Here is a 23,723-nt window from a genome sequence, read left to right on the forward strand (position 1 = left end):
GCCGGGCGAGCGGGGGCCGCGGGCGCGGGGCGCGCCGGCGCCGGGCGCCTCCCCCCACCCGGCGGTGCGGGGGGGCGCGGCGCCCCCCCCCCCCCCGCGATCCACTCCACCATCTGCGAGGTCGTCGACGCGCGGGTCCCCGCCGAGTGGACCGCCGTGCCCTATGGCACCCCCCTGCGCAATGTGCAGTGCCGCGTCGTCGGCCCGGCGGGCAACGACTGCCCCGACTGGGTGAGCGGCGAACTCTGGATCGGCGGTGACGGTGTGGCCGCCGGTTACCGCAACGATTCCGAGCGCACCGCCGACCGTTTCGTCACCCACGAGGGCCTGCGCTGGTACCGCACCGGCGACCTGGCCCGCTACCTGCCCGACGGCGGCCTGGAATTCCTCGGCCGCGCCGACCACCAGGTCAAGATCCGGGGCTACCGCGTCGAACTCGGCGAGGTGGAGAGCGCCCTGCGCGCGATCCCCGGTGTCCGCCATGCCGTGGCCGCGGTGGTCGGGGCGGCGGCGCCGAAGCTGGTGGCCCTGGTGGTACCGACCCCCGGCGCCATCTTGCACGTCGACGCCGTGCTCACCGCGACCGCCGACCTCGTCCCGTCCTACATGGTGCCGACCCGCCTCGAACTGCTCGCCGAACTCCCGCTCACCTCGAACGCCAAGCCGGACCGCAAGGCCATCCGCGCGGTGCTCGAAAAAAACGAGGGCGCAGACGAATTCGTCGAGCCGCGGACCGATCTCGAACGGGCGCTCGTGGCGGTGATCGCCGAGGTACTCGCCGCCGAGCGGATCGGTGTCACCGACGACTTCTTCGCCCTCGGCGGCGATTCGGTGCTCGCCACCACCGCCGTCGCCCGCATCCGGGACTGGCTCGACGCCCCCGACACCGTCGTCGCCGACCTGTTCACCGCCCGGAGTGTCGCAGCGCTGGCTGCGCGAATGCTGGAGCGGGAGCAGGGCTCCGGCGATGCGGGCCGACTCGAGCTGGTCGCCGCGATGTACCTGGAAGTCGCCGCGATGTCCGACGAAGAGGTCATGGCGCAGTCGTGACGGTGGGGTCGATCGAGGCATCGGCAAGCGCGAACTACGCACCCGCTCTTGCCGATTCGCGCATTTCCCCGGCGTCATTAGACTTCCGCCGGTGAGTAAGTGGACTATCGCTGACCTGCCCGACCAGACCGGCCGCACGATCATCGTCACCGGTGCCAACAGTGGTCTCGGCGCCGCCACCGCGCGGGCGCTGTCGGAGGCGGGTGCGCGAGTGGTCCTGGCCTGTCGCGATGTCGCCAAGGCCGAGCGGGTTGCCGCGGGGATGCGCGGCGAGACCGAAGTCCGCGAACTCGACCTGGCGAATCTGAATTCGGTGCGCGCCTTCACCGAGTCGATCGAGCGCGTCGACGTGCTGATCAACAACGCGGGCGTGATGGCCTTACCGCTGCGGCGCACCGCCGACGGCTTCGAAATGCAGTTCGGCACCAATCATCTCGGTCACTTCGCGCTTACCAACCTGCTGCTCGACCGCATCACCGATCGCGTGGTCACGGTGTCGAGCGTGGCGCACCGCATCGGCAAGATCAATCTGGCCGACCCCAACTGGGAGCAGCGCCGCTACGACCGCTGGCTCGCCTACGGACAGTCCAAGCTGGCCAACCTGATGTTCGCCCATGAGCTCCAGCGTCGCCTCGCCGGTGAGGGTGCCGCGGTGATCTCGGTGGCCGCGCACCCCGGCTACGCCGCGACCGAACTCATGTCGCACACCGAGTCCATCCAGGACGCGTTCATGTGGCTGGGCAACCGCACGCTCGCCCCGACCGCCGAACAGGGCGCGCTGCCCACCCTGTTCGCCGCCACCGCCGATGTGGTGCCCGGCGCGTTCTACGGCCCCGACGGCTTCCTCGGCCTGCGCGGCAACCCCGCCCGGGCGGGCAGCGCGCCCGCGGCCAGGAACCGCAAGGTCGCGGCGCAACTGTGGGAGCTCTCCGAGAAGCTCTGCGGCCTGATCTGAATTCGTGATCGGCGTCACATGACGTCACACCGCGAACGGCTACCTCGTCGTCTCTATGAACCCCACGACGAAGGAGCCATCATGGAAGCGCGCTTCAACCTCTACGCCAACGCCATCACCGCGAGCTTCAGCAAGCGATTGGTCATGGCGGGCAAGGTCATCGACGATTCGCCGCTGCCCAAGTCCACCTACGAACTGGTGAAGATCCGGGCCTCGCAGATCAACGGGTGCAGCTACTGCGTCGACATGCACACCAAGGACGCCGCCCACGCGGGCGAAACCCCGGTGCGGATCAACCTGGTCGCCGCCTGGCGGGAGACCGATGTCTTCACCGAGGCGGAACGGGCGGCCCTCGCCCTCACCGAGGAAGCGACCCGCACCGCCGACGGCGGCCATGTCAGCGACGACACCTTCGCCCAGGCCCGCTTGCACTACGACGACGACCAGATCGCCGCCCTGATCGCCGCCATCGCGATGATCAACGCCTGGAACCGCCTCAACGCCATCGCCCACACCCCCGCCGGGGACTACGTGCCCGGCCAGTGGGGCTGACGGTTCAGCGGAACCGGTGCCCGTGCTCGGCCGCCCACTGCGCGAAGGTGCGCGCGGGCCGGCCGAGTACCTGCTCCACCGTCGGGTCGACCGTGTACGACTCGGGACTCGACTCGGCGTACCAGCCGATCACGTAGTCGGCGTCGGCCTTCGAGACCCCGGTCGCGATCAGCCGGTCGACCGCCTGCTGGTGGGTGATCGTGGTGAAGGTGATCTCGCGGCCCGCCGCCTGCCCGAGGATCGCCAGCCGTTGCGGCGGAGTGAGCGCCTGCGGGCCGGTGAGGTTGTACGCGCGGCCGGAGTGGCCGTCCTCCAGCAGCGCGACGGCGGCGACCGCGCCGATATCGGCCTCGTGCACCAGCGCGCTCGGATGGGCGTACGGCTCGCGCACGACACCGTCGGCCAGGATCGGATCGACCCAGGTCAGTGCATTCGACATGAACTCCTGCGGTTCGAGCCGGGTCCACTCCACCCCCGACTCCGCGATCGCCTGCTCGACCAGGCCGACCCCGCCACCCCAGACGACGGTGATGCGCCGCACGCCCGCGTCGACGGCCTTGCCGATCAGTTCGGGACCGACGTCGGCGAGCCCGTTGGTCACCGTCACGTGCAGCCGGTCGACGCCGTGCCAGGCGTCGTCGAGCGTCGACGGCACGTTGTGCGTGCCGGTGAACAGTTCCACCTCGGGGCCGAGGAGTGCGCGCGCCGCGTGAGCATCGCGGGTCACTGCCCTGACCTTCTCGCCACGGCTGACGAGTTCCCGTACTACCTGGCGACCGGTATTGCCGGTCGCGCCCGTAACCAGTGTTGTCACAGTCGATTTCCTTTCCTCGACCACCGACGCTAGAAGCTCTAGCAAGGTTGAGGTCAAGGACTTTCCCGGCGGCGCGGGCCAGCAACGCGATGTGACGGTCCACACTCCGGGCAACCATGGCCGACCATTCGGCGTTTTACCGGTGGTACAGTCCACGGCATGCAGCGCGCATATTTTTGGTTTAGCTATCCGGCCCTGGGTGGGCCGGTCTGCGACCCTGCGCGCTGACTTCCTCCACCTCGAGCCGGATAACGCCCGGCTCGACGGTAGCGATTTCCGTGGGTCGGCCTCCTAACGCAAAGGACCCACATCTCATGACCACCGCAGCCGATGTCGACTCGCGGCATTCCGATCTCGACGACCAGCGCACGCTCAGTGTGAGCCCGCTGCGCTCGCCCGCCGAGGTCCGCATGGTTCACCAGATCACCGATGAGCTCGCCGACGTCGTGCGTTCTGGCCGCAAGGCCACCGTCGACGTGCTCAACGGCGACGACGACCGCCTCATGGTGATCGTCGGCCCGTGCTCGGTGCACGACCCCGCCGCCGCGCTGGAATACGCTCGCAAGCTGGCCGAGAAGGCCGCCGAGCTGAGCGACCGGCTCCACATCGTGATGCGCGTGTACTTCGAGAAGCCGCGCACCACGCTGGGCTGGAAGGGTCTGATCAACGATCCGCACCTGGACGGCTCGTTCGACGTGAACACCGGCCTCGGCATCGGGCGCAAGGTGCTCGTCGACATCACCGCCCTCGGCCTGCCGGTCGCGTGCGAGTTCCTCGACCCGATCACCCCGCAGTACATCGCCGACCTGGTCTCCTACGGCGCGATCGGTGCCCGCACCGCCGCCAGTCAGGTGCACCGGCAGCTGTCCTCGGCGCTGTCGATGCCGGTGGGCATCAAGAACGGCACCGACGGTGACGTGCAGGTCGCGGTCGACGGTGTGCGCGCCGCCGCCGCCAGCCACGTCTTCCCCGGCACCGACCTCGACGGCCGCTCCGCGCTGATCCGCACCTCGGGCAACCCCGACTGCCACGTCATCCTGCGCGGCGGCAGCAACGGCACCAACTTCGACGCCACCTCCTGCGCCGAGGCCAAGCTGCGCCTGGAGAAGTCCTCGCTGGCCCAGCGCCTGGTCGTCGACGCCAGCCACGGCAACAGCAACAAGGACCACAACAAGCAGGTCGACGTCGTCACCGACATCGCCGACCGGATCGCCGCGGGCGAGCAGGGCGTGGTCGGTGTGATGCTGGAGTCGTTCCTTGTCGCGGGTCGCCAGGACCTGACCCTCGGCAAGGCCGACGATCTGACCTACGGCCAGTCCATCACCGACGCGTGCATCGACTGGAACACCACCGCCACCCAGCTCGACCGCCTGGCCGACGCGGTGGCCGCGCGCCGCGCGTAACCTTTCGATCGACAGTGCGGGCCTCGGATTCCGGGGCCCGCACTGCTGTGTCTACTGGTTCTGAACCGCGAGGCGTCCCGCGAGGGCCACGAACGAGACGCCGAACACCCGCCGCATCCACTGGACCACCACCGGGCGCGACAGCACATAGGTGCGCATCCCGGCGGCGACTGCCCCGTAACCCGCGAACACCACGAACGTGACCAGCATGAACAACCCGCTGAGCTCGAGCATGCGACCCAGTGCGTTCGGTGCGCCGGTCGGGACGAACTGGGGCAGGAACGCGAAGAAGAAGATCGTCACCTTCGGGTTCAGGATATTCAGCAGCACCGCCGAGGTGATGACCTGCCGCGCCGAAGGTCGCGCCTCGGCACCTTCCTCCGGAATCGCGAGTGCGCCCTTGTCCCGCAATGTATTCCACGCCATGTACAGCAGATACGCGACACCGAGATACTTCAATGTCTGAAACGCGACCGCGCTGGTGTTCAACAGTGCGGCCAGCCCCGTGATCGCCGCGATCATGTGCGGAACGATCGCCACCGTGCATCCGAAGGCCGCGATCACGCTCGCCTTCGCTCCCCGGGAAAGCCCGGCCGCGAGTGTGAAAAGGGCGCCCGTTCCCGGCGTAGCGACAATGACAAGCGTGGTCAACGCGAACTCGATGCTCATCTCCCGCAGCGTAACTGCCGATCGAGCGCCGGGAAATACCTGGCGATGCCCTGGTTGGCCGCCGCGTGGCTGCGATGACGGGTCGTTGGGCGGTTACTCGGTCGTGCCGGTGGGGCGGCAGACTGGTCGGTGATGAAGCTTCCTGAACTTCCCGATCTTCCGGTGCGGCCGGCGCTGGAGCGGATCGCCGTGACACTGGCCGATCGTGGGGTCGCGGTGCTGGTCGCGCCGCCGGGGACCGGGAAGACCACATTGGTGCCGTTGGCGCTGGCGGCGGGGTCGTCGGGGCGGATCGTGGTGGCTGAGCCTCGGCGGTTGGCGGCGCGGGCGGCGGCGGCGCGGATGGCGGCGTTGTTGGGGGAGCGGGTGGGGGAGACCGTGGGGTATGCGGTGCGGGGGGATCGGAAGGTGGGGGCGCGGACGCGGGTCGAGGTGGTGACCTCGGGGTTGCTGGTGCGGCGGTTGCAGCAGGATCCGGAATTGGGTGGGGTGGGGACGGTGGTGCTCGACGAGTGCCACGAGCGGCATCTGGATGCGGATCTGTTGTTGGCGCTGTTGCTCGACGCGCGGTCGGGGTTGCGGCCTGATCTGCGGGTTCTGGCCACGTCGGCGACGGTGGCCGCCGATCGGCTCGCGGTTCTGCTCGGCGGGGAGGACGGGGAGCCCGCGCCGGTGGTCGAGGTTCGTGGCCGTGCGTATCCCGTGGACATCGGGTACGTGCCGTCGCTGCCGCGTGAGCGTATCGAAGGACAGGTGGCGCGGGCGACGCGTGGTGCGCTGGCCGAAACCGACGGTGACGTGCTGGTTTTCCTGCCCGGTGTCGGGGAGATCAACCGAACGGCGAGCCTGCTGCGTGACCTCGACGAGGTCGACGTGGTCCCGCTGCACGGCAGGCTCGCGGGCGCGGCCCAGGACCTCGCGCTTACGCCCGGAGCGCGACGGCGAGTCGTATTGTCCACTGCGGTAGCCGAATCCAGTCTCACCGTCCCCGGCGTGCGCGCTGTCGTCGACTCCGGGCTTTCCAGGGTCTCCCGTGTCGATCACCGCCGTGGCCTGTCCGGCCTTGCGACAGTGCGTGTTTCGGCCGCGGTCGCCGAACAGCGCGCAGGCCGCGCGGGCCGCGAAGCCCCCGGCCACGCGTGGCGCTGCTGGCCCGAATACGAACACCAAACCCTGCCCGCCTACCCCGAACCGGAGATCCGCACCGCCGAACTCACCCGCCTCGCACTGGAATTGGCCTGCTGGGGCACCCCCGACGGAACCGGCCTCGCCTGGTGGGACGCCCCGCCGGAAGGCGGCCTCGCCGCAGCCCGAACCGTCCTGCGCGCCCTCGGCGCCCTCGACGATTCCGACCACATCACGCCCAGGGGCAAAGCCATGGCCGACCTCGGCCTGCACCCCCGACTGGCCCGCGCACTTCTCGACGGCGCCGCACGAGTCGGTGCGAAAGCCGCCGCCGAGATGGTGGTCCTGATGGACGACGACTCCCTCGCGCCCGGCATCGACGCGACAGCTGCCCTGCGCACCCTGCGCTCCGAACGCCCACCCCGCTGGACCCGGGAAGTGCAACGGCTGACGCGCCTCGTCGCGAACACCGACGACCAGCTCGCCCGGTCTGTCGAGGGTGCGCAGGTCGATCCATCCCCGGGTCGGGGCCATGATCGGCGGGACCGGCCCGGCGCCGGGAACGAGAGTGGTGGCTATGAAGGGGATGTCGCGGCGCTGTTGATCGCGCTGGCCCAGCCGGAGCGGCTGGCTCGGCGGCGGTCGAGTGGGTCGTCCACGTATCTCATGGCGGGCGGCACCGCGGTGACCCTGCCGCCGGGTTCGGGGCTGGCCGCGGCGGAGTGGCTCGCGGTGGCGATCGCTGATCGAGATCCCGGACGGGCCGAGGGCCGAATTCGCCTGGCGGCCATCGCTGATGAGGAACTCGCTCGGGAGGCCGCACCGGGATTGGTGGTCGTGGCCGATGAGGTGCGGTGGGATGACGGTGATGTCGTAGCTCGGCGGGTGGAACGGCTGGGCGCGATCATCCTGTCGGAGAAGGCGTTACGTCATCCCGACAAGGCGCTGATGGAACAGGCTGTGCGACAAGGACTTCGGGCGGAGGGTTTGGACCTACTGCGCTGGAGCGATGACGCGCGCAGCCTGCGTCAACGTCTCGACTTCCTGCACCGCACCCTCGGCGAACCATGGCCCGCGGTCGACGATGCCGCACTCCTCGCCGACCTCGACCCCTGGCTCGGGCCAGAACTGTCCACCGCCCGTCGCCGTTCCGACCTCGCCCGCATCGACGCGGGCACCGCGCTACGCCGCCTGCTCCCGTGGCCCACCGCCGCCCGCCTCGACGAACTGGCCCCCGAACGGCTGGAAGTCCCCTCCGGCAGCCGCGTCCGCCTCGACTACTCCGCCGACCAGCCGGTCCTCGCGGTCAAAGTCCAGGAGATCTTCGGCTGGACCGACCCGCCCACCCTCGCCGACGGCCGCGCCCCCATCCTGCTCCACCTGCTCTCCCCGGCCCAGCGCCCCGTCGCCGTCACCGCCGACCTGGCCTCCTTCTGGCGCAACGGCTGGCCCCAAGTCCGCGCCGACCTACGCGGCCGCTACCCCAAACACGCCTGGCCCGAGGACCCGACGACGATCTCCGCCCATCGCGGCACCGCCCGCCGAGCCACCCACCGCCCGAACTGACTGTTCACCAACGGGTTTCGTCTCGATCACGACTACCGCCGAGCGCAGGTATCCGCCCAGGCGATCGCCCACTCCAGAGTGTTGGCGCCCGATCAGAGCCGCGTGCCGGGGTGCGTCCATCACTGGGCTGTTGATCACTGGGCGATCACGCAAGCATCGCCCAAGTGGCCTCCTGCGCCTGTTGATCTTGATCGTCAGGGGATCGGCGTTGCTCGGGCGGCTAGAAGGGTGTCGGTGGTGACGGGGGTGCAGTGGTAGCCGGCGGTGGCGAGGCGTTCGGCGAGGCGGTCAGTGGGTGGGGTGGGACTGTCGGGGGTGCCATAGCCGTAGCAGAGCCAGATGCGGCCGGCCGGAGCGAGGCATCGGCGCATCATCGACCAGGAGGCGGTCGCGGGACCGGTCCAGAACAGGTTGACGTTGACCGCGAAGATCAGATCGAATCGTTCGCCTTCGTCGAGCTGGGCCAGCAACCGGTCGGCCCGCACCTTTCCGATTTCGCCTTCGACCAGGCGGACGCGTCCGGCGGCGATCTCGGCGGCGCAGCGGCGTTCGGCCTGCGCGAGCGCGGTTGCCGAGCGGTCGACCCCGACGATTCGTCCGCTGCCGAGCCGGGCCGCGATCCGCGTCAGCGAAGCGCCGGAACCGGGCCCGAGCTCGAGCACGCGCTCGCCCGCCCGCACCCCCATGGTGTCGGCGAACCAGTCGAACCGCGCGTCATCGGCCATCGACGGCGCTGACACTCGGGTACCACTCGGGCCACCCCTCGACCGGCTCGACGGGATCGGTGGGCAGGCGCGCCGCGACCCATTCGTCGACCCGTGCTCCACGCTGCACCCCGCCCGATCGGGCCAACCCCTCGTAGTGGAAGCCGTTGCGGCGCACCGCGGCGGCCGAGGCGTTATTGCCCGTGATCGCGCGCCACGTGATCCGGTCCAGCGCGAGACCGTCGGTGGCGAAACCGAAGTCGCAGACCAGGTTTATCGCCCGCGACATCAGGCCGCGCCCGCGATGATCGGGAGTGAGCCAGAAGCCGATCTCGCAGGTACCCGGGCCGCGCGTATGCAGGCCGACCATGCCTTCGACCCGGCCGCCCTCGGCGGTGCGAATCGCCCAGACCGGCGCGTTGCTCGCCCAGCCGGGTGCCACCACGCGGTCGAGGAATTCCTCGGCGTCGGACCGGTGATACGGGACGGGGATCGTGGTCCAGCGCTGCACATCAGGGTCCTGACAGCACTCGACGATGCGGTCGATATCGGCCCCGGTCGGGCGGGTGAGCCAGACGGTGCCGTCGGTGAGCGTGTGCTCGTACATCCGGCCATCCTGACAGTCGGCGCCGGAATTCTCGCCGGATTCTCACGGCCTGCCCGCACCCGGCGCCGGCGCGGGAAAGGCAACAACCTGCCCCGTCGGCCCGGTTGCTTCGGCGTCGCCCCAGCTCTGTCCGACGACGTACAACCGAGGATCCCCGTCTCGGCTGAGTGTGCACGAGAACGTGCCACGGTCGAGCCGGACCCGCGCCGACACGTCGCCGCCCTCCCTGACCCGGACACAATGCTGATTGCCCACGTCCGCGTACCAGAGCTCACCCTCGGCATCGAGGCAGATCCCGTCGGGGTGATCGCCCGGAGTCGCCGCCCACACGCGGCGATCACTCAGCCCACCGTCGGCCGCGATGGTGTAGGCGGTGAGCTGGTCGGCGTACGACTCGGCCACGATCAGCGTCGTACCGTCGGGAGTGATCGCCATGCCGTTCGGAAACGCGAGTCCGTCGGCGACCTGCCGCACCTCACCGGTGGGGGTGATGCGGGCGATGAGGCCGGGGACGAACTTCCCGCCGGGGAAGTCGAAGCCGATGTTGTTGACGTAGGCATTGCCGCCCTCGTCGATGACGATGTCGTTCCACGGCTTGTCCGATACGGGCGAGAGGTCGGCGTAGGCGACGAGCGACCCGTCGGGGTCGCGCCGAAGCAGACGCCTGGCGGCGGAGTCGACGATCACCAATCGCCCATCCGGGAGAAAGTCGATGCACATCGGAAACGACGGAATCCGGGCGACGACCTCGGGGTGGTGATCCTCGTCCAGGACGATCACCTGGTTCGCGCCCCAATCCGAGAACCACAGCCGACCGTCGTGCCAGCGCGGTGACTCACCGAACACGATTCCTTCCAGCACGATCTCGGGTGTACTCACAGTGCGCCGTCCTTGTAGTTGGCAGTAGTAGTAATACAGACGAGATGGCGTGTGGAGAATCACCGGTCGGCGACCCGTGGGACGGAGCGCGGTGGGGTACTCCGTAGGATCTGACTCGATGGTTTCCCCGTTTCTCGCCGACCTGTTCGAATCGCATCGAACGCACTTGCTTTCGGTCGCCTACCGGCTCACCGGAAGTGTCGGCGACGCCGAGGACGCGGTGCAGGAGAGCTGGCTGCGGATGGCCGGGGTGCACCAGTCCGAGATCGACGATCTGCGCGCCTGGCTGACGACGGTGGTCAGCCGAATCTGCCTCGACCACTTGCGAAGTGCCGCCGTGCGCCGCGAAACCTATGTGGGGCAATGGCTCCCGGAGCCGATCGTCTCGGCGGCGGCGTCCTCGCGCACACCGGATCCGCTGGACGTGGTGGTGCGCGATCAGGACAGCCGGATGGCGGCGATGGTGGTGCTCGACGCGTTGACGCCGCAGCAGCGGGTCGCGCTGGTACTGCACGAGGGACTCGGCGTGCCGTTCGACGAGATCGCCGAGATCCTCGGTGTTTCCGCCGATGCGGCAAGGCAATCGGCGGTGCGAGCGCGCCGGGCGGTGGCACGGGCACCGGCGCCGGTCGCCGACGATGTGCACGATCGAGCGGTGCAACGGTTCCTGGCCGCGCTGGCCACCGGCGATGTCGCAGCGGTAGCCGCGACCCTGCATCCGGACGCGACCTTCACCGCCGATGCGGGTGGGACCACCAAGACGGCGCTGAATATTGTTGCTGGGCAAGAGAAAATCGCCCGTCTGGCGCTCGGCCTATGGCGCAAGCATCAGGAAGAACCTGGTCTGGAATTGAGCGCCGCCACGGTGAACGGCAAATCGGGCCTGGTTTTCACCGACCCGAACTCACCGTTCGGACGCCCGGTACGCGTGCTCGGCTTCGCAGTGCACGACGGAAAAATCTGGGCCGCATACGATTTCGCCAACGTAGTAAAACTGTCCGGCGCCCGCCCCCGCTGAACCCCGCAACACAGTAGAGCTTGCGGGGGTCAGCGGCACCTGGGTGTTTACGGGTAGGTGGAGCCCCAGTTGTGATCGCCGGTCGACGATCCGAGGTTGTGGTTGCCGGTCGAGGAACCCATGTTGTTGTCCGGGGTGGCCGAACCGGTGAACATGTCGACGATCTGGCCGCCGAGCAATTGTTCGCGGATGAACCGCAGGGCCGAACCGGCTACCTCCGACGCAGCCGGTTGCAGGATGAAGTCGAGCAGAGGTGAGGCCATGTGAGCCCCTTTCGATATCCACCACGCTGTGGTGTGTGAGGTAGAACACGGCGAGGCTAGCTGAGGTTGGGGAACCGCACAATAGCGCAGGTCAAACAGGGAAAACGTTTGTGAAACATGCGTGTTCGCTATCATTCGGCAACGTCGACGATCAGTGGGATACGCTGCGGAGATGCCGCCTGTGCCGCCCACCGTCGCCCGCCTGCGCCCCTTCGGATCGACGATCTTCGCCGAAATGACCGAGCTGGCCGTCCGCCACGACGCGGTGAATCTGGGCCAGGGCTTCCCCGATACCGACGGACCCGCGAGCATGCTCGAGGTCGCGCGCGCGGCCATCGCCCACGGCCTCAATCAGTACCCGCCGGGCCGCGGGATGCCCGCACTGCGCCAGGCGATCGCCGACGACCGAGCCCGCCGCTACGGCACCGCCTACGACCCGGCCGCCGAAGTTCTGGTGACCGTCGGCGCCACCGAGGCGATCAGCGCCACCGTGCTCGGCCTGGTGGAGCCGGACCAGGAGGTGGTGCTGATCGAGCCGTATTACGACTCCTACGCCGCCGCGATCGCCCTCGCCGGCGCACGGCGACGGACGGCCCGCCTGGTGCCCGACGGCGACCGATTCGTGCTCGACCTGGACAGTCTGCGGGCCGCGATCACCCCGAAAACCCGCATGCTGATGATCAATTCGCCGCACAATCCCACCGGCGCCGTGCTTGACCGCGCCGACCTCACCGCGATCGCCGAACTGGCCGTCGAACACGATCTGCTGGTGCTGACCGACGAGGTGTACGAGCACCTCGTCTACGACGGCACCGAGCACATCAGCATCTGCACGCTGCCCGGGATGCGCGAGCGCACCATCGTGGTATCCAGTGCGGCAAAGACTTTCAATGTCACCGGCTGGAAGATCGGTTGGGCCTGTGCGCCCGCGCCACTACTCGACGGTGTACTCGCGGCCAAACAGTTCCTCACCTTTGTCGGTGGTGGGCCGTTCCAGCCCGCCGTCGCGCATGCGATCAACGAGGAATCGGCCTGGGTGCACGCTCAGCGTGACGGGCTGGCAGATAAGCGAACGCGGCTCTCGCAGGCGTTGCGCGACACCGGTTTCACGGTCTCGGCCAGCGACGGCGGCTACTTCGTCTGCGCCGATATCCGGCCGCTCGGCGCCGAGGACGGACTGGCGTTCTGCCGTGAACTCCCCGCGCGACTCGGCGTCGCCGCCGTGCCGGTGAGCGTGTTCGCCGATCACCCTGATGACTGGAAACATCTGGTGCGCTTCACCTTCAGCAAGCGCGACGAGACAATAGACGAAGGAATCCGCCGGCTCCGAACCGGCATCGCCGTGCGCTGACGCGAGTCAGTCACGCGCGTGGCGGGCCAGCGGTGCGTGCCACTGGTAGTGGCGGGCCAGCAGGCGGAAACCCACCGCCCCCGCCGCGGCGAGCAGCCCGGTCCACGCTTCGTACACGTCGAAGTGCAGCAGCGCGGCGGTGGCGGCCGCCCCGAACAGCGCGGGGATCGCGTAGAGGTCCTGATCGGGACGCAGCACGCTCGGCACCTCGCCACTGAGCACATCGCGGAGCACGCCGCCGCCGATCGCGGTCGTCATGCCGAGCAGGGCGGCGGTGGGTGCGCCGAGTCCCGCCGAGTCGGCGATCACCGTGCCGGTGACGCAGAACAGCCCGAGCCCGATCGCATCCGCGACTTCGAGCGGGCCCTTGGTGAGGCGCGGCGACGGTGCGATGAAGTACAGGATCAGCGCGGTCACCATCGACGCGGACAGGTAGGTCAGATCCGTGAACGCGGCCGGGGGAGTCCGCCCGATCAGCAGGTCACGCACGATTCCGCCACCGAGCGCGGTCGCGCACGCCAGCACCACCATCCCGAACAGATCGAGCCGCTTACGCACCGCGACCAGCGCCCCCGACGCCGCGAACGAGATGACCCCCATCATCTCGCCGCCCCGATGCACCGCCGTGACCGCCGAATCGAGCTCCGTCACCGAGGGCCCCGCCGCCAAGATCCCCACCAGCACCTCAACGCTCACGGCACGCTCCCTGTTTATGGAGCGCTGGCGCGCTCGAGGCGGAGCCTTTCGGGCCCCTGATCTTCCCTCCCTCCGGGCACTCCTGCGTCGCACCCTCCGGTCAGTCCAGATCAGGGCGGGCCCCGCCCTTGGTAGAGACACATCATGGTTACCAGGCGTCGCAGTCGGGTGGTGGTGGCGGGGCCTAGCGACAAGCTGTCAGGTCAGGCGGGGGTGGGGCGGGCCTTGTCGGTGGCGAGGAGAACGGCGATGGTCCCGAGGGCGGTGCCCATGAGATAGCGCTGGGTGCGCAGCCACAGGGGGCGGGCGGCGAGGAAGGTGGCCAGGCCGGCGGCGCCGAGGACGATCATGGCGTTGACCGTGAGGGCGACCGTGATCTGGATGGCTCCCAGCGACAGGCTCTGCAACCAGAGGGCGCCGCGATCGGGGTCGACGAACTGGGGGATCAGCGCCATGTACATGATCGCGATCTTCGGATTGAGCAGGTTGGTGGCCAATCCCATCGTGAACAGTCGCCGCGGGCGGTCGTGCGGCAGGTCGGCGGGCGCGAACACCGAGACCCCACCCGGCCGGATCGCCTGCCAGGCCAGCCACAGCAAATACGCCGCACCCGCCAGCTTCACCGCCATATACAGCCCGGGAACAACAGCGAACACCGCCGTGATCCCCGCCGCGGCCGCCATCAGGTAAACCCCGAACCCCGCCGCGACCCCCGTGAGCGAGATCATCCCCGCCCGACGCCCCTGCGCGACGGTGCGCGAGACCAGATACATCATGTTCGGACCCGGTGTCAGCACCATGCCGAGCGCCGCCGCCGTAACCCCGAGAACCGCCGTTGTCTGAAGCATGCACTGAGTTTGCGCCGGTCAGGAAGGCATTGTCGCGGTCCAGTCGACACCTGCTGGACCGGCCGACCATCGCTGTCCCTGTTTGTCCGCCCAGGTCATGTCGGTCCTGGTCCGTACAATCGACAAAAGCCACGTTTCCTCACCCGGGATCCGGGGTTCCCTCACGAGTGAAATGCCGCACCCGACGAGCCCACCTACGGACTCCCAACTCGCCCACCACGTTTTCGGCCGCCCCGGATCCGAGGGGCGAGACGTAACGGCGAAGCCGGAGTATCGCCCCTCGGATTCGGGGTTACGAGGCCGAAAACCCGCGGCGCCAGCCGCCGATAAGCACAGGAGCAACGTGTGACAGACGGTCCGCTGATCGTGCAAAGCGACAAGACCCTGCTGCTCGAGGTCGACCACGAGCTGGCAGGCAACGCGCGGCAGGCCATTGCCCCGTTCGCGGAGCTGGAACGTGCGCCCGAGCACGTGCACACCTATCGGATCACGCCGCTGGCGCTCTGGAATGCCCGCGCGGCGGGCCACGATGCCGAGCAGGTGGTCGACGCGCTGGTGAACTTCTCGCGCTATGCCGTGCCGCAGCCGCTGCTCGTCGACATCGTCGACACCATGGGCCGCTACGGCCGGTTGCAGCTGGTCAAGCATCCCGCGCACGGGCTGTGCCTGGTCAGCCTGGATCGGGCGGTGCTCGCGGAAGTGTTGCGGCACAAGAAGATCGCGCCGATGCTCGGCGCCCGTATCGATGACGACACCGTGATCGTGCACCCGTCCGAGCGTGGCCACATCAAGCAGATGCTGTTGAAGATCGGCTGGCCCGCGGAGGACCTGGCCGGATATGTCGACGGCGAGGCGCACGACATCGGCCTCGATTACACCGAGGGCAAGTGGCACCTGCGCGACTACCAGGAGATGGCCGCCGACTCCTTCTGGGCGGGCGGTTCCGGGGTGGTCGTGCTGCCGTGTGGCGCGGGCAAGACGATGGTCGGCGCGGCCGCGATGGCCAAGGCGAAGGCCACCACCTTGATCCTGGTCACCAATACCGTGGCGGGCAGGCAGTGGCGGCGCGAGCTGCTGGCGCGCACCACGCTCACCGAGGAGGAGATCGGCGAGTACTCCGGCGAGCGCAAGGAGATCCGCCCGGTCACCATCGCCACCTACCAGGTCATCACGCGCAAATCGAAGGGCGAGTACAAGCACCTCGAGCTGTTCGACAGCCGCGACTGGGGCCTGGTGATCTACGACGAGGTGCACCTGCTGCCCGCGCCGGTCTTCCGGATGACCGCCGACCTCCAGTCACGCCGCAGGCTCGGCCTCACCGCCACGCTGGTACGTGAGGACGGCCGCGAGGGTGACGTGTTCTCGCTGATCGGCCCGAAACGCTACGACGCCCCGTGGAAGGACATCGAGGCGCAGGGCTGGATCGCGCCGGCCGACTGCATCGAGGTGCGGGTAACGCTCACCGACGCCGAGCGCATGGCCTACGCCACCGCCGAGCCGGAGGAGCGCTACAAGCTGTGTTCCACCGCGCGCACCAAGATCCCGGTCGTGGAGTCCATCCTGGCCCGCCACCAGGGCGCACCCACCCTGGTGATCGGCGCCTACCTGGATCAGCTCGACGAGCTGGGTGTCGACCTGAACGCTCCGGTCATCACCGGCGCCACCAAGAACAGGGAGCGTGAGGCGCTGTTCGACGCCTTCCGCTCCGGTGAGATCCCGGTGCTGGTGGTGAGCAAGGTCGCCAACTTCTCCATCGATCTACCGGAAGCGTCGGTGGCGGTGCAGGTTTCGGGCACCTTCGGTTCCCGCCAGGAAGAGGCCCAGCGCCTCGGTCGGCTACTGCGGCCGAAACAGGATGGGGGGCAGGCGCATTTCTATTCGGTGGTCGCGCGCGACACCCTAGACGCCGAATACGCCGCCCACCGGCAGCGCTTCCTCGCCGAGCAGGGCTACGCCTACCGCATCGTCGACGCCGACGACCTGCTCGGTCCGCCCATCGGGGACGGCGTGTAGCACTGTTCGCCAGGTCAAAGGGGGGTAGCGTGCGAAGTGCGAACCCCTCGGCAGATAAGCGGAGGCAATTCCTCCGCAACTTGTGCTAGGAAGGAAGGCGTGCGCCGCTTCGAATTCGTGGTCGACCGTGAACACGCTCATGCGGTGAACGAGACGTTCACCGGGTTGCGTAGGTTGCGCCTGGTGGCCCTGCTGGTCGCCGGTCTCGCCGTCGCGGCCACGGTGGCGCTGGTGTGGAGTGGGCAGGCGTGGGGGTTTCTGCTCGCGGTGGTGTGCGTGCTCATCGCGGGCATCGCGCTGTGGGTGGCGTTGTGGACGCCGCACCGCTCCAGTATCGAAAAGCTCTACCACGACGGTGTTCTCGTACCCGCCGTCGTCAGCGACGCTGAGCCGGGCGGCATCGTGCTGCTCGCTCTGGTCGACATCGCCGAACCCGCCGCGCCGGAGCGCAGCTGGGCGCTGATCACCCGCAAGGTGCGCGCCCTGCCGGGACACGCACCGCAGCCGGGTGAGCGGGTACCCGCCATCGCGGTGCGCACCGATCGTGCCCCTCGCCAGGTCGGCGAACGCTGGCAGCTGGTCACCGCCATGCCGATCGCCTGGGGCACGCGCGACGACGCGGTGATCGAGCGGGCCTGCCAGGCCATCAACGAGGTCGAATGGCGGCTGCTCGCGCAGAACCTGGCGCTGGCCGCGCGGGTGAAGCGGACGGCGACCAAACGCCTGCTGCTCGACCCACAGCAGCTGCCCTCCGACCTGGGCTAGGCGTAACCTCCGCCTTCGCTCCGGCCGTGCGCGGCTGATGAACGCTGGCGCGTCGGCGCCCATGAGGCGTACCCCGGCCTGGGCTTATTAGGGTCCGTGGCGTGCGCCTGCGACGATGGTCGGGTCCGTGCGATCCGGTCGGCGAAAGGTGTCCTCGACATGCGATGGTCGTCCGGGTTGTGCGTGGTGTTCGCGCTGGTGGCGCTGGGAATTCGTCCGGTAGCGGCGGATCCGTCGTTGATCGGGGCGCCTGGGCTGGGTGATCCGTACTATCCGCTCGACGGGAACGGTGGCTACGACGTCACCCACTACGACGTATCGATCGACTACGAACCCGGCGATCACTACCTGCGCGGCACCGCCCGCATCGATGGTCGCGTGACCCAGCCGCTGGAGCAGTTCAACCTCGACTACAGCGGGCCCGAGGTGCTGATGGTGACGGTGAACGGGCAGCCCGCGGGGTTCGCCCATGACGGCGCGCACGAACTGGTGGTTACGCCACTGCTGCCACTGCCGCCCGGACTGCCGATGTGGATCATCGTCGACTACGCGGGCGGGGCTGTCGATACCGAGGGCGAAGGCTGGACCTACGCGCCCAGCGGTGGCGCGTTCGCCATCGGCGAGCCGCACAGCGCGAGCACTTGGTACCCGCTCAACGACACCCCGCTGGACAAGGCGACCTTCACGCTGCACGCCACGGTGCCCGCCGAGTGGGAAGTCATGTCGACCGGTGATCGCACCGAGCACGTGGTGCGCGACGGTCGGCTGTTCACCACATGGGAGACCCGACAGCCCACAATCGGCTACCTGACCACGGTCGCGGTGGACCATTTCACCTTCCTCGAACAGCGGCGGGCGAACGGGACCGCGGTACTGAGCGCGTTCGCGCCGGAATCGGAGGGGAATCGCGAAGACGAGCAGCGGCTGCCCGAGATCCTCGACTTCCTCGAAAACCTCTACGGCCCTTACCCGTTCGACGTGGCGGGTGGCATCTACGTGGATACGGAGCTGCCGTTCTCGCTGGAGACCCAGACCCGGCCGACGTACGCGCCGTGGACCGATCTGAACACCGTGGTGCACGAGCTGGCCCATCAATGGTGGGGCGACACCATGTCGGTGCGGCAGTGGTCCGACATCTGCCTCAACGAATGTTTCGCCAGCTACACCGCCGACTATCTGTGGCCCGAGCGCATCGACCACGCCGATGTGGACACCGAGTATCGCGACACGATCGCGAAATACCTCGACGAGCCCAAGTTCTGGAAGATCGCGCTGGCCGCTCCCGGCGTCGGCGACGAGTTCACCTCCGTCTACTACCGCGGCCCACTGTTCCTGCATGCCTTGCGCAAGCTGATCGGTGAGGATGTGTTCTTCACGGCGATCAGGGATTTCGTGAACGCACATCGCGACGGCCATGCCTCGATGCCGGAGTTCCGGGCGTTCCTGCAGAGCCGGACCTCGATGCCGCTGGGCGAGTTCCTGGCCGAATGGCTCGATGGCACAAGGCCGCCGCGTGACGCGTTCCTCTATCCGGGCACGCTGGGTTCCTAGTCCTCGCGCAGACGTGCGCGGGCTCGCTCGACCCAGCGCTGCATCCGGTCGAATTGACCACGCGCGGCAGTGAATTCACCACGTGCCCGATGTTCGGCGGTGTGGGCGAAGTGGCGTTGCTGTTCAGCGTGTTCGAGCTCTTCGCGTAGCTCGGTGATCCGGGTCTCGATCGCGTTGAGGTCGGATTTCGCCTGTGCGGCAGCGGCTTCGGCCTCATCGCGATCGGCGCGGGCGGCCGCCAGACCGGATTCGGCATCGTCGAGTTCTTTCTCTGCCTCGGCTCGGCGCGCGGCTTCGGTGTCTTTCGGGGCGGGTTTGCTCGTGCGCTTCTTCGGCGTGGCCTTTCCGCCGGTGATCGCGACCAGACCGGCCGGACCGAAGCCGTCATAGGTGACGGTGGTCGGCAGGACACCGGCACGGACCAGGTCGGCGACCTCAGGGTCGGCCAGCGCGGCAGTGAGGGTTTGGCCGACCTCGCGCAGCACCTGCTCGGTCGCCGGACGGTCGTGTTCGGCGACCAGCTCGGCGGCTCGCTTGGTCATCGCGTTCACGACCTGCTGACGCTGGGTGCCGAGGGCACGCAACTTGTCGCCGGAGAGCTGCCGTTGAGCCGACCGGAGGGCATCGCCGAGATCGAGAAGCGCGGCGATCTCCTGCGGCGCGTGGCGGGCCAGCAGATTGACCGTCCAGGCGGCGACGGTGGGTTTGCGCAGTGCGGTGATGGCCTTGGCCAGGTCGCGGTCACCGTCGGCGCGGGCCTGGGCGGCGCGCTCGGCGCGGGTCGACACGAACTCGCCGGGGTCGAGGGTGTACAGCTCGCCTGCGACGTCGTCGAGGGTCATCTTGTGATGGTAGACAGGTTGCGCGACGGGGGAGCGCGGGCGCGGGGCACTTGGGTATCGTCACCGGCGGTTGTGTTCGCCCTGAACCATTCGGTGAGTGAGGTTTTCAGTGATTTTCCCAGAGAAGCGACTGTTGGCGCGGATCGTGCTCGGACCGGTGGCCGCGATGGCACTGGTCGGTGCGGTGGTTTCGTGCTCGTCCGATGATTCGTCGTCGGCCGGTGCTGTCGCGGTGGGTTCGTGCGTGGAGGTCAGTGACAACGCCGCCGATGCGATGAAGGCGACGGTGGGTGACTGCTCGTCGGCGAAGTCCAACTACCGGATCGTGAAGCTCGGCGCCACGGACTGCACCGCGGGCAACGCCGCCTTCAACGGCACGGTCGGGGACGCGAAGAACACCCTGTGCCTGGCGCCCAACTTCGCCGAGGGCAGCTGTTACGCGGACGCGGGGACGCGGCCCGCCGAGTCGGTCGCCTGCACCGCGCCGGAGGCGTCGTTCAAGGTGGTCAAGCGGATCGACGGGCAGACCGATGAGCTGCTGTGCGGGGCGGACGCCACGCAGTTCCGGACGGTTGCCGAGCCGAAGACGACCTTCTGCATGGCCAAGCCCTAATCGAGCAGGGCCACCGACGCGATTCGGTGGAGCGTGAAGTGGCGGGTGGCACCGCTGACCGGGTCCACCGCGTCGAGTTGGCCGTTGCCCACCCGGAGCGGCTCGACTACCCGTTGGGTCGCCACGCCCTGGGCGTCGACGTAGCCGATGTTCACCGGGCGGCCTACTCGCGCGGCCAGCTGGAGTAGTGCGAGGGTGGCCGCCGTGCCCGTGCGGGTGCCGTCGGTGCGGACCGAGCGGCCGGTGCGAGCGCCCGCGGCGCGTTCGCCCGCGCGGAGTTCGGTGACCAGCTGGGAGAGCTGGTCGTCGTTCGGCGGGGTCGGCCGGTAGGGCCTGCGCGCCAGCGGGCGGACCGAAATCCGCGCGCCGCGGGGGCGCAGGTCGACGATGGCGCCGCCGGAATCCTCGCCGGCGGGGGCGAAGCCCGCTTTGCGGAGCTGGTCGAGCATCTCGGTCAGCGGGGCCAGCGCTATCGCCACGGTGGGGGCGATAGCGCGCAGAGCCAGGGTTTCGGCTACGGGGGCGGCGAGGACCTGGGCCAGCAGGGCCGGGTCGTCGCTGCGGAGGAAGGACTGGGCCATGCCGACCCGGAGCTGGCCGTGGCGGCGGGCCACGTCGTCGATGAGGTAGGTCAGCGACTGCGGCACGGGGGTGCGCGAGTGGGTGGCGAACAGGGCGTGGAGTTCGGCGGCGGTGAGTCCGGCGTCCAGGGCACGCCGGACCGTGGCGTCGCTGACCCGGTACACCGTCGCGGCGCCCGCTGATTCGACGTTGGCTACCAGGGCGATCTTGCCGCGCAGTTCCGGGACGAGCGGGCCGGGCGCGATCACGGTCAGGTCGGCCTGGACCAGGACGTGGTCGACCGGTTTCGGCAGTGCCGCGGCCATTTCCGATTCGGCGTCGGCGACGGAACCGTGCAGCAGGGCCCTGGCGGCGGAGTCGAGGGCACCGCGCCCGAGCAGGCCGACGATCGCTGCTTCAGCGAGGGTCGCGGTGACGGCTTCGAGGCGGAAGTGCCTGCGACGACGTGGCATTCGCCAAGCCAGCAGCTTGCCGATGTCGGCGGGGGTCACGGCGGTGCCGGTCGGATACTCGGCGAGCAGGCCGAGGATCGCCGCGCGGTCACGCACCGCGTGCGGGACACGCAGCTCCGCCGACAGGGCCGCGATCGGCTTGTCGGCGGCGTCGCGCATGCCGATCATCCACGGCATCCGATCCAGCTCCAGCCACGCTTGCGCCAGCGTCACCCAGCGGGTGGCGGGTGGGGCGTCGAGCCAGGAATCCGCGGCGGGCGTCGGCGCCCAGAAGTCGTCGGTGGCGTCGAGGTCGGGTGTCGGCTCGGGCAGCCCCTTCTCGACGAGTTTCGCGGCGGCCAGCAATTCGAGCAGCAGGCCGGTGCGCTGTTCGTCGATGCCGGTCTGTTTGGCCAGTCTGCGCGCTTCGCGCACGCCGAGTCCGCCTGCGCGCAGGGCAGGGGCGGGCAGCGTGCCGAGTGCGTCGATCAGGTCGCCCGCATCGCGCAGCAGCTCGCCCACTTCGCCCGCGCCGACGGCGTTCACCTCGGTGGCGGCGTTCTTGACGAGTGCGGGTTTGGGTGGGGCGAGCGCGTGCGGGTCGGTGACGGGTTCGCCGCGCAGGATCTGGCCGACGGTGACGGGCAACTCCACGGTCTCGTCGTCGATCCAGTGCAGCAGCCGGGCGGCGAGCAGGCGCGGTACCGGTCGAGCGGGGTCGGTGCCGGGCGCGGCATCCCTGGTGCGACCGCGCGGGCCGGTGGTCGCGAGTTTGTCCAGCAGCGCGCGGTCGGGTGGACTCGCCGTGGCCAGCGCCGCGATGACCTCGGGCTCGGTGAGGGCGTCGGGCAGCGCTGTCGTCGCACCGAGCGGCCAGGGGAGGGCTTCGGCGGCGCTGGGTGTCAGGTCGAGGTCGTCGCCGACCTGCCAGACGAGTGCGCGATCGAGCAGACGGGTCAGCGCGGCGGTGAACGCGGTCTTGGTGACGCGATCCTTGAGCTGCGCGTGCAGGGTGGTGCGGGTCAGCCGCGTGAGTTCGGAGCCGATCGTGCGGGCGTCCTCATTGGTCGTGAGCGCCTCGATGATCGCGAACTCGAGCGTGTCGAGGTCGTCGGCGGCCCGCAACACCGACGCGCGCTGCTGAGCGCGCACCGCGAGCACCGACATCGACGCGGGCAGCGGCACCGCCAGGTCCGGCCGCAACTGCAGCAATTTCACCAGCTGGGCATCGGTGCGCGCACCGAGCCAATCGGCGAGAGAGTCTGTCGCGATCACCGATCGAGCCTACGTGTTGCGTATGCCAGAATGAGCCGGTGGTGAACAAATCGAAGAAACCCTACGTCGACAACGGCTGGCCCGAGGTGGCCGACGGCGAGCACGCCGTGACCGAACTGTCGTCGACCCGTGCCGGTAATCTCTCGCCTTTCGGTGAGGACACCGAGTTTCCCGTCCCGGCCGCGACGCTGCCGTACGTGCACCCTCAGACCACCATCAACCGGGTGTAATTCGGACGAGAAAAACATAGAGCCCGCATCCTCGAGGATGCGGGCTCTTGTTGTGTCTACCGGCGATCAGGAGGGCAGCAGACCCTTGTTCGCCTGGAAGAAGTCGATCACGGCCGGGTCCAGCTGGGAACCCTTGGCGGAGTTGACGAAGTCGAGAGCCTGCTGCGGCACGGCGATGCCCTGCTGCTGCACGACGGTGAGGGCGCGGTCGACGGCCGAGAACACTTCCTGGCTCGGATCCTGCACCTGCGGCACAGTGACCTGCGGAGCCCAGCTCGGCGCCGAGGGAGCGACACGCTCGGACGGTCCGCTGCTCAGGCCGAGCTGCGAGGAGCAGGAGGGCCAAGCGCCCCAACCCTGGGAAGCGAGAACCTTTTCGGCCACCACGATCTGCTGTTCGCGGGTGGCGTTGTTGGCGGAGGCGGCGTACTCGCCACCACCGTGTGCGTTCCAGGTGGAGGGCGAGAACTGCAGCCCACCCTGGTAACCGTTGCCGGTGTTGATGCCCCAGTTGCCGCCGGCTTCACACTGTGCGAGGCGATCCCAGTCGGAGTCAGGGGCCGCGCTGGCGTTTCCGGCGAGGGCTGCGGCTGCGGTGCCGAAGATCGCGCCGGTGACGGCGACCTTGGCAGCAGTGCGCCCGGTGGAAGTCGGCTTGCGGTGGCGTCCACTCATATCGGGTTTCTTCCTCTCGTTCGCACCTGCATGTGGCCCGGACTGAGAGGTCTCCCGGTCCGCCCTCATCCCTTTTTTCCAATCGGGGTCCGGTACCCGCGGGATGAGGTTCGATGCGGCGGGCCGGTGGTTCCGGGGGTTACCCCGGCTGAGAGAAACGGTACGACGGTCAGCGGCGAATGTCACTATTTGGTAACCGGCGGGTCCCGGTGGGTCTCGGGGTCATCTCAGGGTGATCCCCGATGT

Annotated in this window: 23 protein-coding genes; 12 read left to right on the forward strand and 11 right to left on the reverse strand. The window is 68.9% G+C overall.

Annotated elements, in window-relative coordinates:
- From ACFWPX_RS34660 to ACFWPX_RS34670, 3 genes are all read left to right on the forward strand, one after another.
- Positions 1–1,050: phosphopantetheine-binding protein (locus tag ACFWPX_RS34660; protein ID WP_378932658.1), on the forward strand; the 1,050-nt coding region annotated here is incomplete at its 5' end.
- A gap of 91 nt (positions 1,051–1,141) precedes the next feature.
- Entirely contained in the window at positions 1,142–2,005 is an 864-nt protein-coding gene (locus ACFWPX_RS34665; RefSeq protein ID WP_378932661.1) for an oxidoreductase, read from the forward strand.
- 81 nt (positions 2,006–2,086) lie between these two features.
- Positions 2,087–2,557 carry a carboxymuconolactone decarboxylase family protein gene (locus ACFWPX_RS34670; protein ID WP_378932664.1) on the forward strand — a complete coding sequence of 157 codons (471 nt, stop codon included), beginning with the start codon at positions 2,087–2,089 and terminating at the stop codon, positions 2,555–2,557.
- Positions 2,558–2,561: 4 nt separating this feature from the next.
- On the opposite strand, the gene ACFWPX_RS34675 is transcribed toward ACFWPX_RS34670, so the two are convergent.
- Complete coding sequence (locus ACFWPX_RS34675; RefSeq protein WP_378932667.1) at positions 2,562–3,371, reverse strand: NAD(P)H-binding protein; 810 nt, start codon at positions 3,369–3,371, stop codon at positions 2,562–2,564.
- Between the two features lie 314 nt (positions 3,372–3,685).
- Here ACFWPX_RS34675 and ACFWPX_RS34680 point away from each other — a divergent pair, with 314 nt between their 5' ends.
- On the forward strand, positions 3,686–4,774 hold the full coding sequence (locus tag ACFWPX_RS34680) for a 3-deoxy-7-phosphoheptulonate synthase (protein WP_378913975.1): 1,089 nt from the start codon (positions 3,686–3,688) through the stop codon (positions 4,772–4,774).
- Between the two features lie 51 nt (positions 4,775–4,825).
- Here ACFWPX_RS34680 and ACFWPX_RS34685 read toward each other — a convergent pair whose 3' ends face one another.
- Complete coding sequence (locus ACFWPX_RS34685; protein WP_378932672.1) at positions 4,826–5,443, reverse strand: LysE family translocator; 618 nt, start codon at positions 5,441–5,443, stop codon at positions 4,826–4,828.
- 132 nt (positions 5,444–5,575) lie between these two features.
- Here ACFWPX_RS34685 and hrpB point away from each other — a divergent pair, with 132 nt between their 5' ends.
- Positions 5,576–8,134 carry an ATP-dependent helicase HrpB gene (gene hrpB / locus ACFWPX_RS34690; protein ID WP_378932675.1) on the forward strand — a complete coding sequence of 853 codons (2,559 nt, stop codon included), beginning with the start codon at positions 5,576–5,578 and terminating at the stop codon, positions 8,132–8,134.
- Positions 8,135–8,328: 194 nt separating this feature from the next.
- Here the strand turns inward: hrpB and ACFWPX_RS34695 are convergent, their stop codons facing one another.
- The 3 genes from ACFWPX_RS34695 to ACFWPX_RS34705 are packed head-to-tail and all read right to left on the reverse strand — an operon-like array spanning position 8,329 to position 10,324.
- On the reverse strand, positions 8,329–8,874 hold the full coding sequence (locus tag ACFWPX_RS34695; protein ID WP_378932678.1) for an SAM-dependent methyltransferase: 546 nt from the start codon (positions 8,872–8,874) through the stop codon (positions 8,329–8,331).
- Positions 8,849–9,445 carry a GNAT family N-acetyltransferase gene (locus ACFWPX_RS34700; RefSeq protein WP_378932682.1) on the reverse strand — a complete coding sequence of 199 codons (597 nt, stop codon included), beginning with the start codon at positions 9,443–9,445 and terminating at the stop codon, positions 8,849–8,851. The genes ACFWPX_RS34695 and ACFWPX_RS34700 overlap by 26 nt, the downstream gene beginning before the upstream one ends.
- A 42-nt stretch (positions 9,446–9,487) precedes the next feature.
- Positions 9,488–10,324, reverse strand: a complete 837-nt coding sequence (locus ACFWPX_RS34705) for an SMP-30/gluconolactonase/LRE family protein (protein ID WP_378932685.1) — start codon at positions 10,322–10,324, stop codon at positions 9,488–9,490.
- Between the two features lie 118 nt (positions 10,325–10,442).
- Between ACFWPX_RS34705 and sigJ the strand changes: the two genes are divergently transcribed.
- Entirely contained in the window at positions 10,443–11,342 is a 900-nt protein-coding gene (gene sigJ, locus ACFWPX_RS34710) for an RNA polymerase sigma factor SigJ (RefSeq protein ID WP_378913981.1), read from the forward strand.
- Between the two features lie 47 nt (positions 11,343–11,389).
- Here the strand turns inward: sigJ and ACFWPX_RS34715 are convergent, their stop codons facing one another.
- Complete coding sequence (locus ACFWPX_RS34715) at positions 11,390–11,605, reverse strand: hypothetical protein (RefSeq protein ID WP_378932688.1); 216 nt, start codon at positions 11,603–11,605, stop codon at positions 11,390–11,392.
- Between the two features lie 172 nt (positions 11,606–11,777).
- On the opposite strand from ACFWPX_RS34715, the gene ACFWPX_RS34720 reads away from it, so the two are divergent.
- Complete coding sequence (locus ACFWPX_RS34720; protein WP_378913983.1) at positions 11,778–12,956, forward strand: pyridoxal phosphate-dependent aminotransferase; 1,179 nt, start codon at positions 11,778–11,780, stop codon at positions 12,954–12,956.
- A 6-nt stretch (positions 12,957–12,962) separates the two neighbouring features.
- Here the strand turns inward: ACFWPX_RS34720 and ACFWPX_RS34725 are convergent, their stop codons facing one another.
- Positions 12,963–13,559 (reverse strand): trimeric intracellular cation channel family protein, encoded by a 597-nt coding sequence (locus ACFWPX_RS34725; protein WP_378914055.1) that lies wholly within the window; start codon positions 13,557–13,559, stop codon positions 12,963–12,965.
- A 296-nt stretch (positions 13,560–13,855) separates the two neighbouring features.
- On the reverse strand, positions 13,856–14,500 hold the full coding sequence (locus ACFWPX_RS34730) for a LysE family translocator (RefSeq protein ID WP_378932691.1): 645 nt from the start codon (positions 14,498–14,500) through the stop codon (positions 13,856–13,858).
- A gap of 345 nt (positions 14,501–14,845) precedes the next feature.
- Between ACFWPX_RS34730 and ACFWPX_RS34735 the strand changes: the two genes are divergently transcribed.
- The 3 genes from ACFWPX_RS34735 to ACFWPX_RS34745 all read left to right on the forward strand — a co-directional run bounded on the left by ACFWPX_RS34735 (position 14,846) and on the right by ACFWPX_RS34745 (position 18,829).
- On the forward strand, positions 14,846–16,513 hold the full coding sequence (locus ACFWPX_RS34735; RefSeq protein ID WP_378913985.1) for a DNA repair helicase XPB: 1,668 nt from the start codon (positions 14,846–14,848) through the stop codon (positions 16,511–16,513).
- Between the two features lie 99 nt (positions 16,514–16,612).
- Positions 16,613–17,278: a DUF3239 domain-containing protein gene (locus ACFWPX_RS34740; protein ID WP_378913986.1), complete on the forward strand. Its 666-nt coding sequence runs from the start codon at positions 16,613–16,615 to the stop codon at positions 17,276–17,278.
- A 159-nt stretch (positions 17,279–17,437) separates the two neighbouring features.
- Positions 17,438–18,829, forward strand: a complete 1,392-nt coding sequence (locus tag ACFWPX_RS34745) for a M1 family metallopeptidase (RefSeq protein WP_378932696.1) — start codon at positions 17,438–17,440, stop codon at positions 18,827–18,829.
- On the opposite strand, the gene ACFWPX_RS34750 is transcribed toward ACFWPX_RS34745, so the two are convergent.
- Positions 18,826–19,671 (reverse strand): hypothetical protein, encoded by an 846-nt coding sequence (locus ACFWPX_RS34750; protein ID WP_378932699.1) that lies wholly within the window; start codon positions 19,669–19,671, stop codon positions 18,826–18,828. The genes ACFWPX_RS34745 and ACFWPX_RS34750 overlap by 4 nt on opposite strands.
- Positions 19,672–19,780: 109 nt before the next feature.
- On the opposite strand from ACFWPX_RS34750, the gene ACFWPX_RS34755 reads away from it, so the two are divergent.
- Entirely contained in the window at positions 19,781–20,284 is a 504-nt protein-coding gene (locus ACFWPX_RS34755; RefSeq protein ID WP_378913989.1) for a hypothetical protein, read from the forward strand.
- Here the strand turns inward: ACFWPX_RS34755 and ACFWPX_RS34760 are convergent.
- On the reverse strand, positions 20,281–22,572 hold the full coding sequence (locus tag ACFWPX_RS34760; RefSeq protein ID WP_378932702.1) for a helicase-associated domain-containing protein: 2,292 nt from the start codon (positions 22,570–22,572) through the stop codon (positions 20,281–20,283). The genes ACFWPX_RS34755 and ACFWPX_RS34760 overlap by 4 nt on opposite strands.
- A gap of 38 nt (positions 22,573–22,610) precedes the next feature.
- On the opposite strand from ACFWPX_RS34760, the gene ACFWPX_RS34765 reads away from it, so the two are divergent.
- Positions 22,611–22,802, forward strand: a complete 192-nt coding sequence (locus tag ACFWPX_RS34765; protein ID WP_056818634.1) for a hypothetical protein — start codon at positions 22,611–22,613, stop codon at positions 22,800–22,802.
- 66 nt (positions 22,803–22,868) lie between these two features.
- Here ACFWPX_RS34765 and ACFWPX_RS34770 read toward each other — a convergent pair whose 3' ends face one another.
- Positions 22,869–23,477: a transglycosylase family protein gene (locus ACFWPX_RS34770; RefSeq protein WP_378913991.1), complete on the reverse strand. Its 609-nt coding sequence runs from the start codon at positions 23,475–23,477 to the stop codon at positions 22,869–22,871.
- Positions 23,478–23,723: the final 246 nt, after the last annotated feature.

The organism is Nocardia sp. NPDC058518, assembly GCF_042719655.1.
Lineage (GTDB): Bacteria > Actinomycetota > Actinomycetes > Mycobacteriales > Mycobacteriaceae > Nocardia.

Bases quoted from the DNA above. Each gene is read 5' to 3' on its own strand.
- ACFWPX_RS34670 (WP_378932664.1), top strand. From the start codon at position 2,087: ATGGAAGCGCGCTTCAACCTCTACGCCAACGCCATCACCGCGAGCTTC.
- ACFWPX_RS34680 (WP_378913975.1), top strand. From the start codon at position 3,686: ATGACCACCGCAGCCGATGTCGACTCGCGGCATTCCGATCTCGACGAC.
- ACFWPX_RS34685 (WP_378932672.1), bottom strand. From the start codon at position 5,443: ATGAGCATCGAGTTCGCGTTGACCACGCTTGTCATTGTCGCTACGCCG.
- hrpB (WP_378932675.1), top strand. From the start codon at position 5,576: ATGAAGCTTCCTGAACTTCCCGATCTTCCGGTGCGGCCGGCGCTGGAG.
- ACFWPX_RS34700 (WP_378932682.1), bottom strand. From the start codon at position 9,445: ATGTACGAGCACACGCTCACCGACGGCACCGTCTGGCTCACCCGCCCG.
- sigJ (WP_378913981.1), top strand. From the start codon at position 10,443: ATGGTTTCCCCGTTTCTCGCCGACCTGTTCGAATCGCATCGAACGCAC.
- ACFWPX_RS34715 (WP_378932688.1), bottom strand. From the start codon at position 11,605: ATGGCCTCACCTCTGCTCGACTTCATCCTGCAACCGGCTGCGTCGGAG.
- ACFWPX_RS34720 (WP_378913983.1), top strand. From the start codon at position 11,778: ATGCCGCCTGTGCCGCCCACCGTCGCCCGCCTGCGCCCCTTCGGATCG.
- ACFWPX_RS34725 (WP_378914055.1), bottom strand. From the start codon at position 13,559: ATGATGGGGGTCATCTCGTTCGCGGCGTCGGGGGCGCTGGTCGCGGTG.
- ACFWPX_RS34730 (WP_378932691.1), bottom strand. From the start codon at position 14,500: ATGCTTCAGACAACGGCGGTTCTCGGGGTTACGGCGGCGGCGCTCGGC.
- ACFWPX_RS34745 (WP_378932696.1), top strand. From the start codon at position 17,438: ATGCGATGGTCGTCCGGGTTGTGCGTGGTGTTCGCGCTGGTGGCGCTG.
- ACFWPX_RS34750 (WP_378932699.1), bottom strand. From the start codon at position 19,671: ATGACCCTCGACGACGTCGCAGGCGAGCTGTACACCCTCGACCCCGGC.
- ACFWPX_RS34770 (WP_378913991.1), bottom strand. From the start codon at position 23,477: ATGAGTGGACGCCACCGCAAGCCGACTTCCACCGGGCGCACTGCTGCC.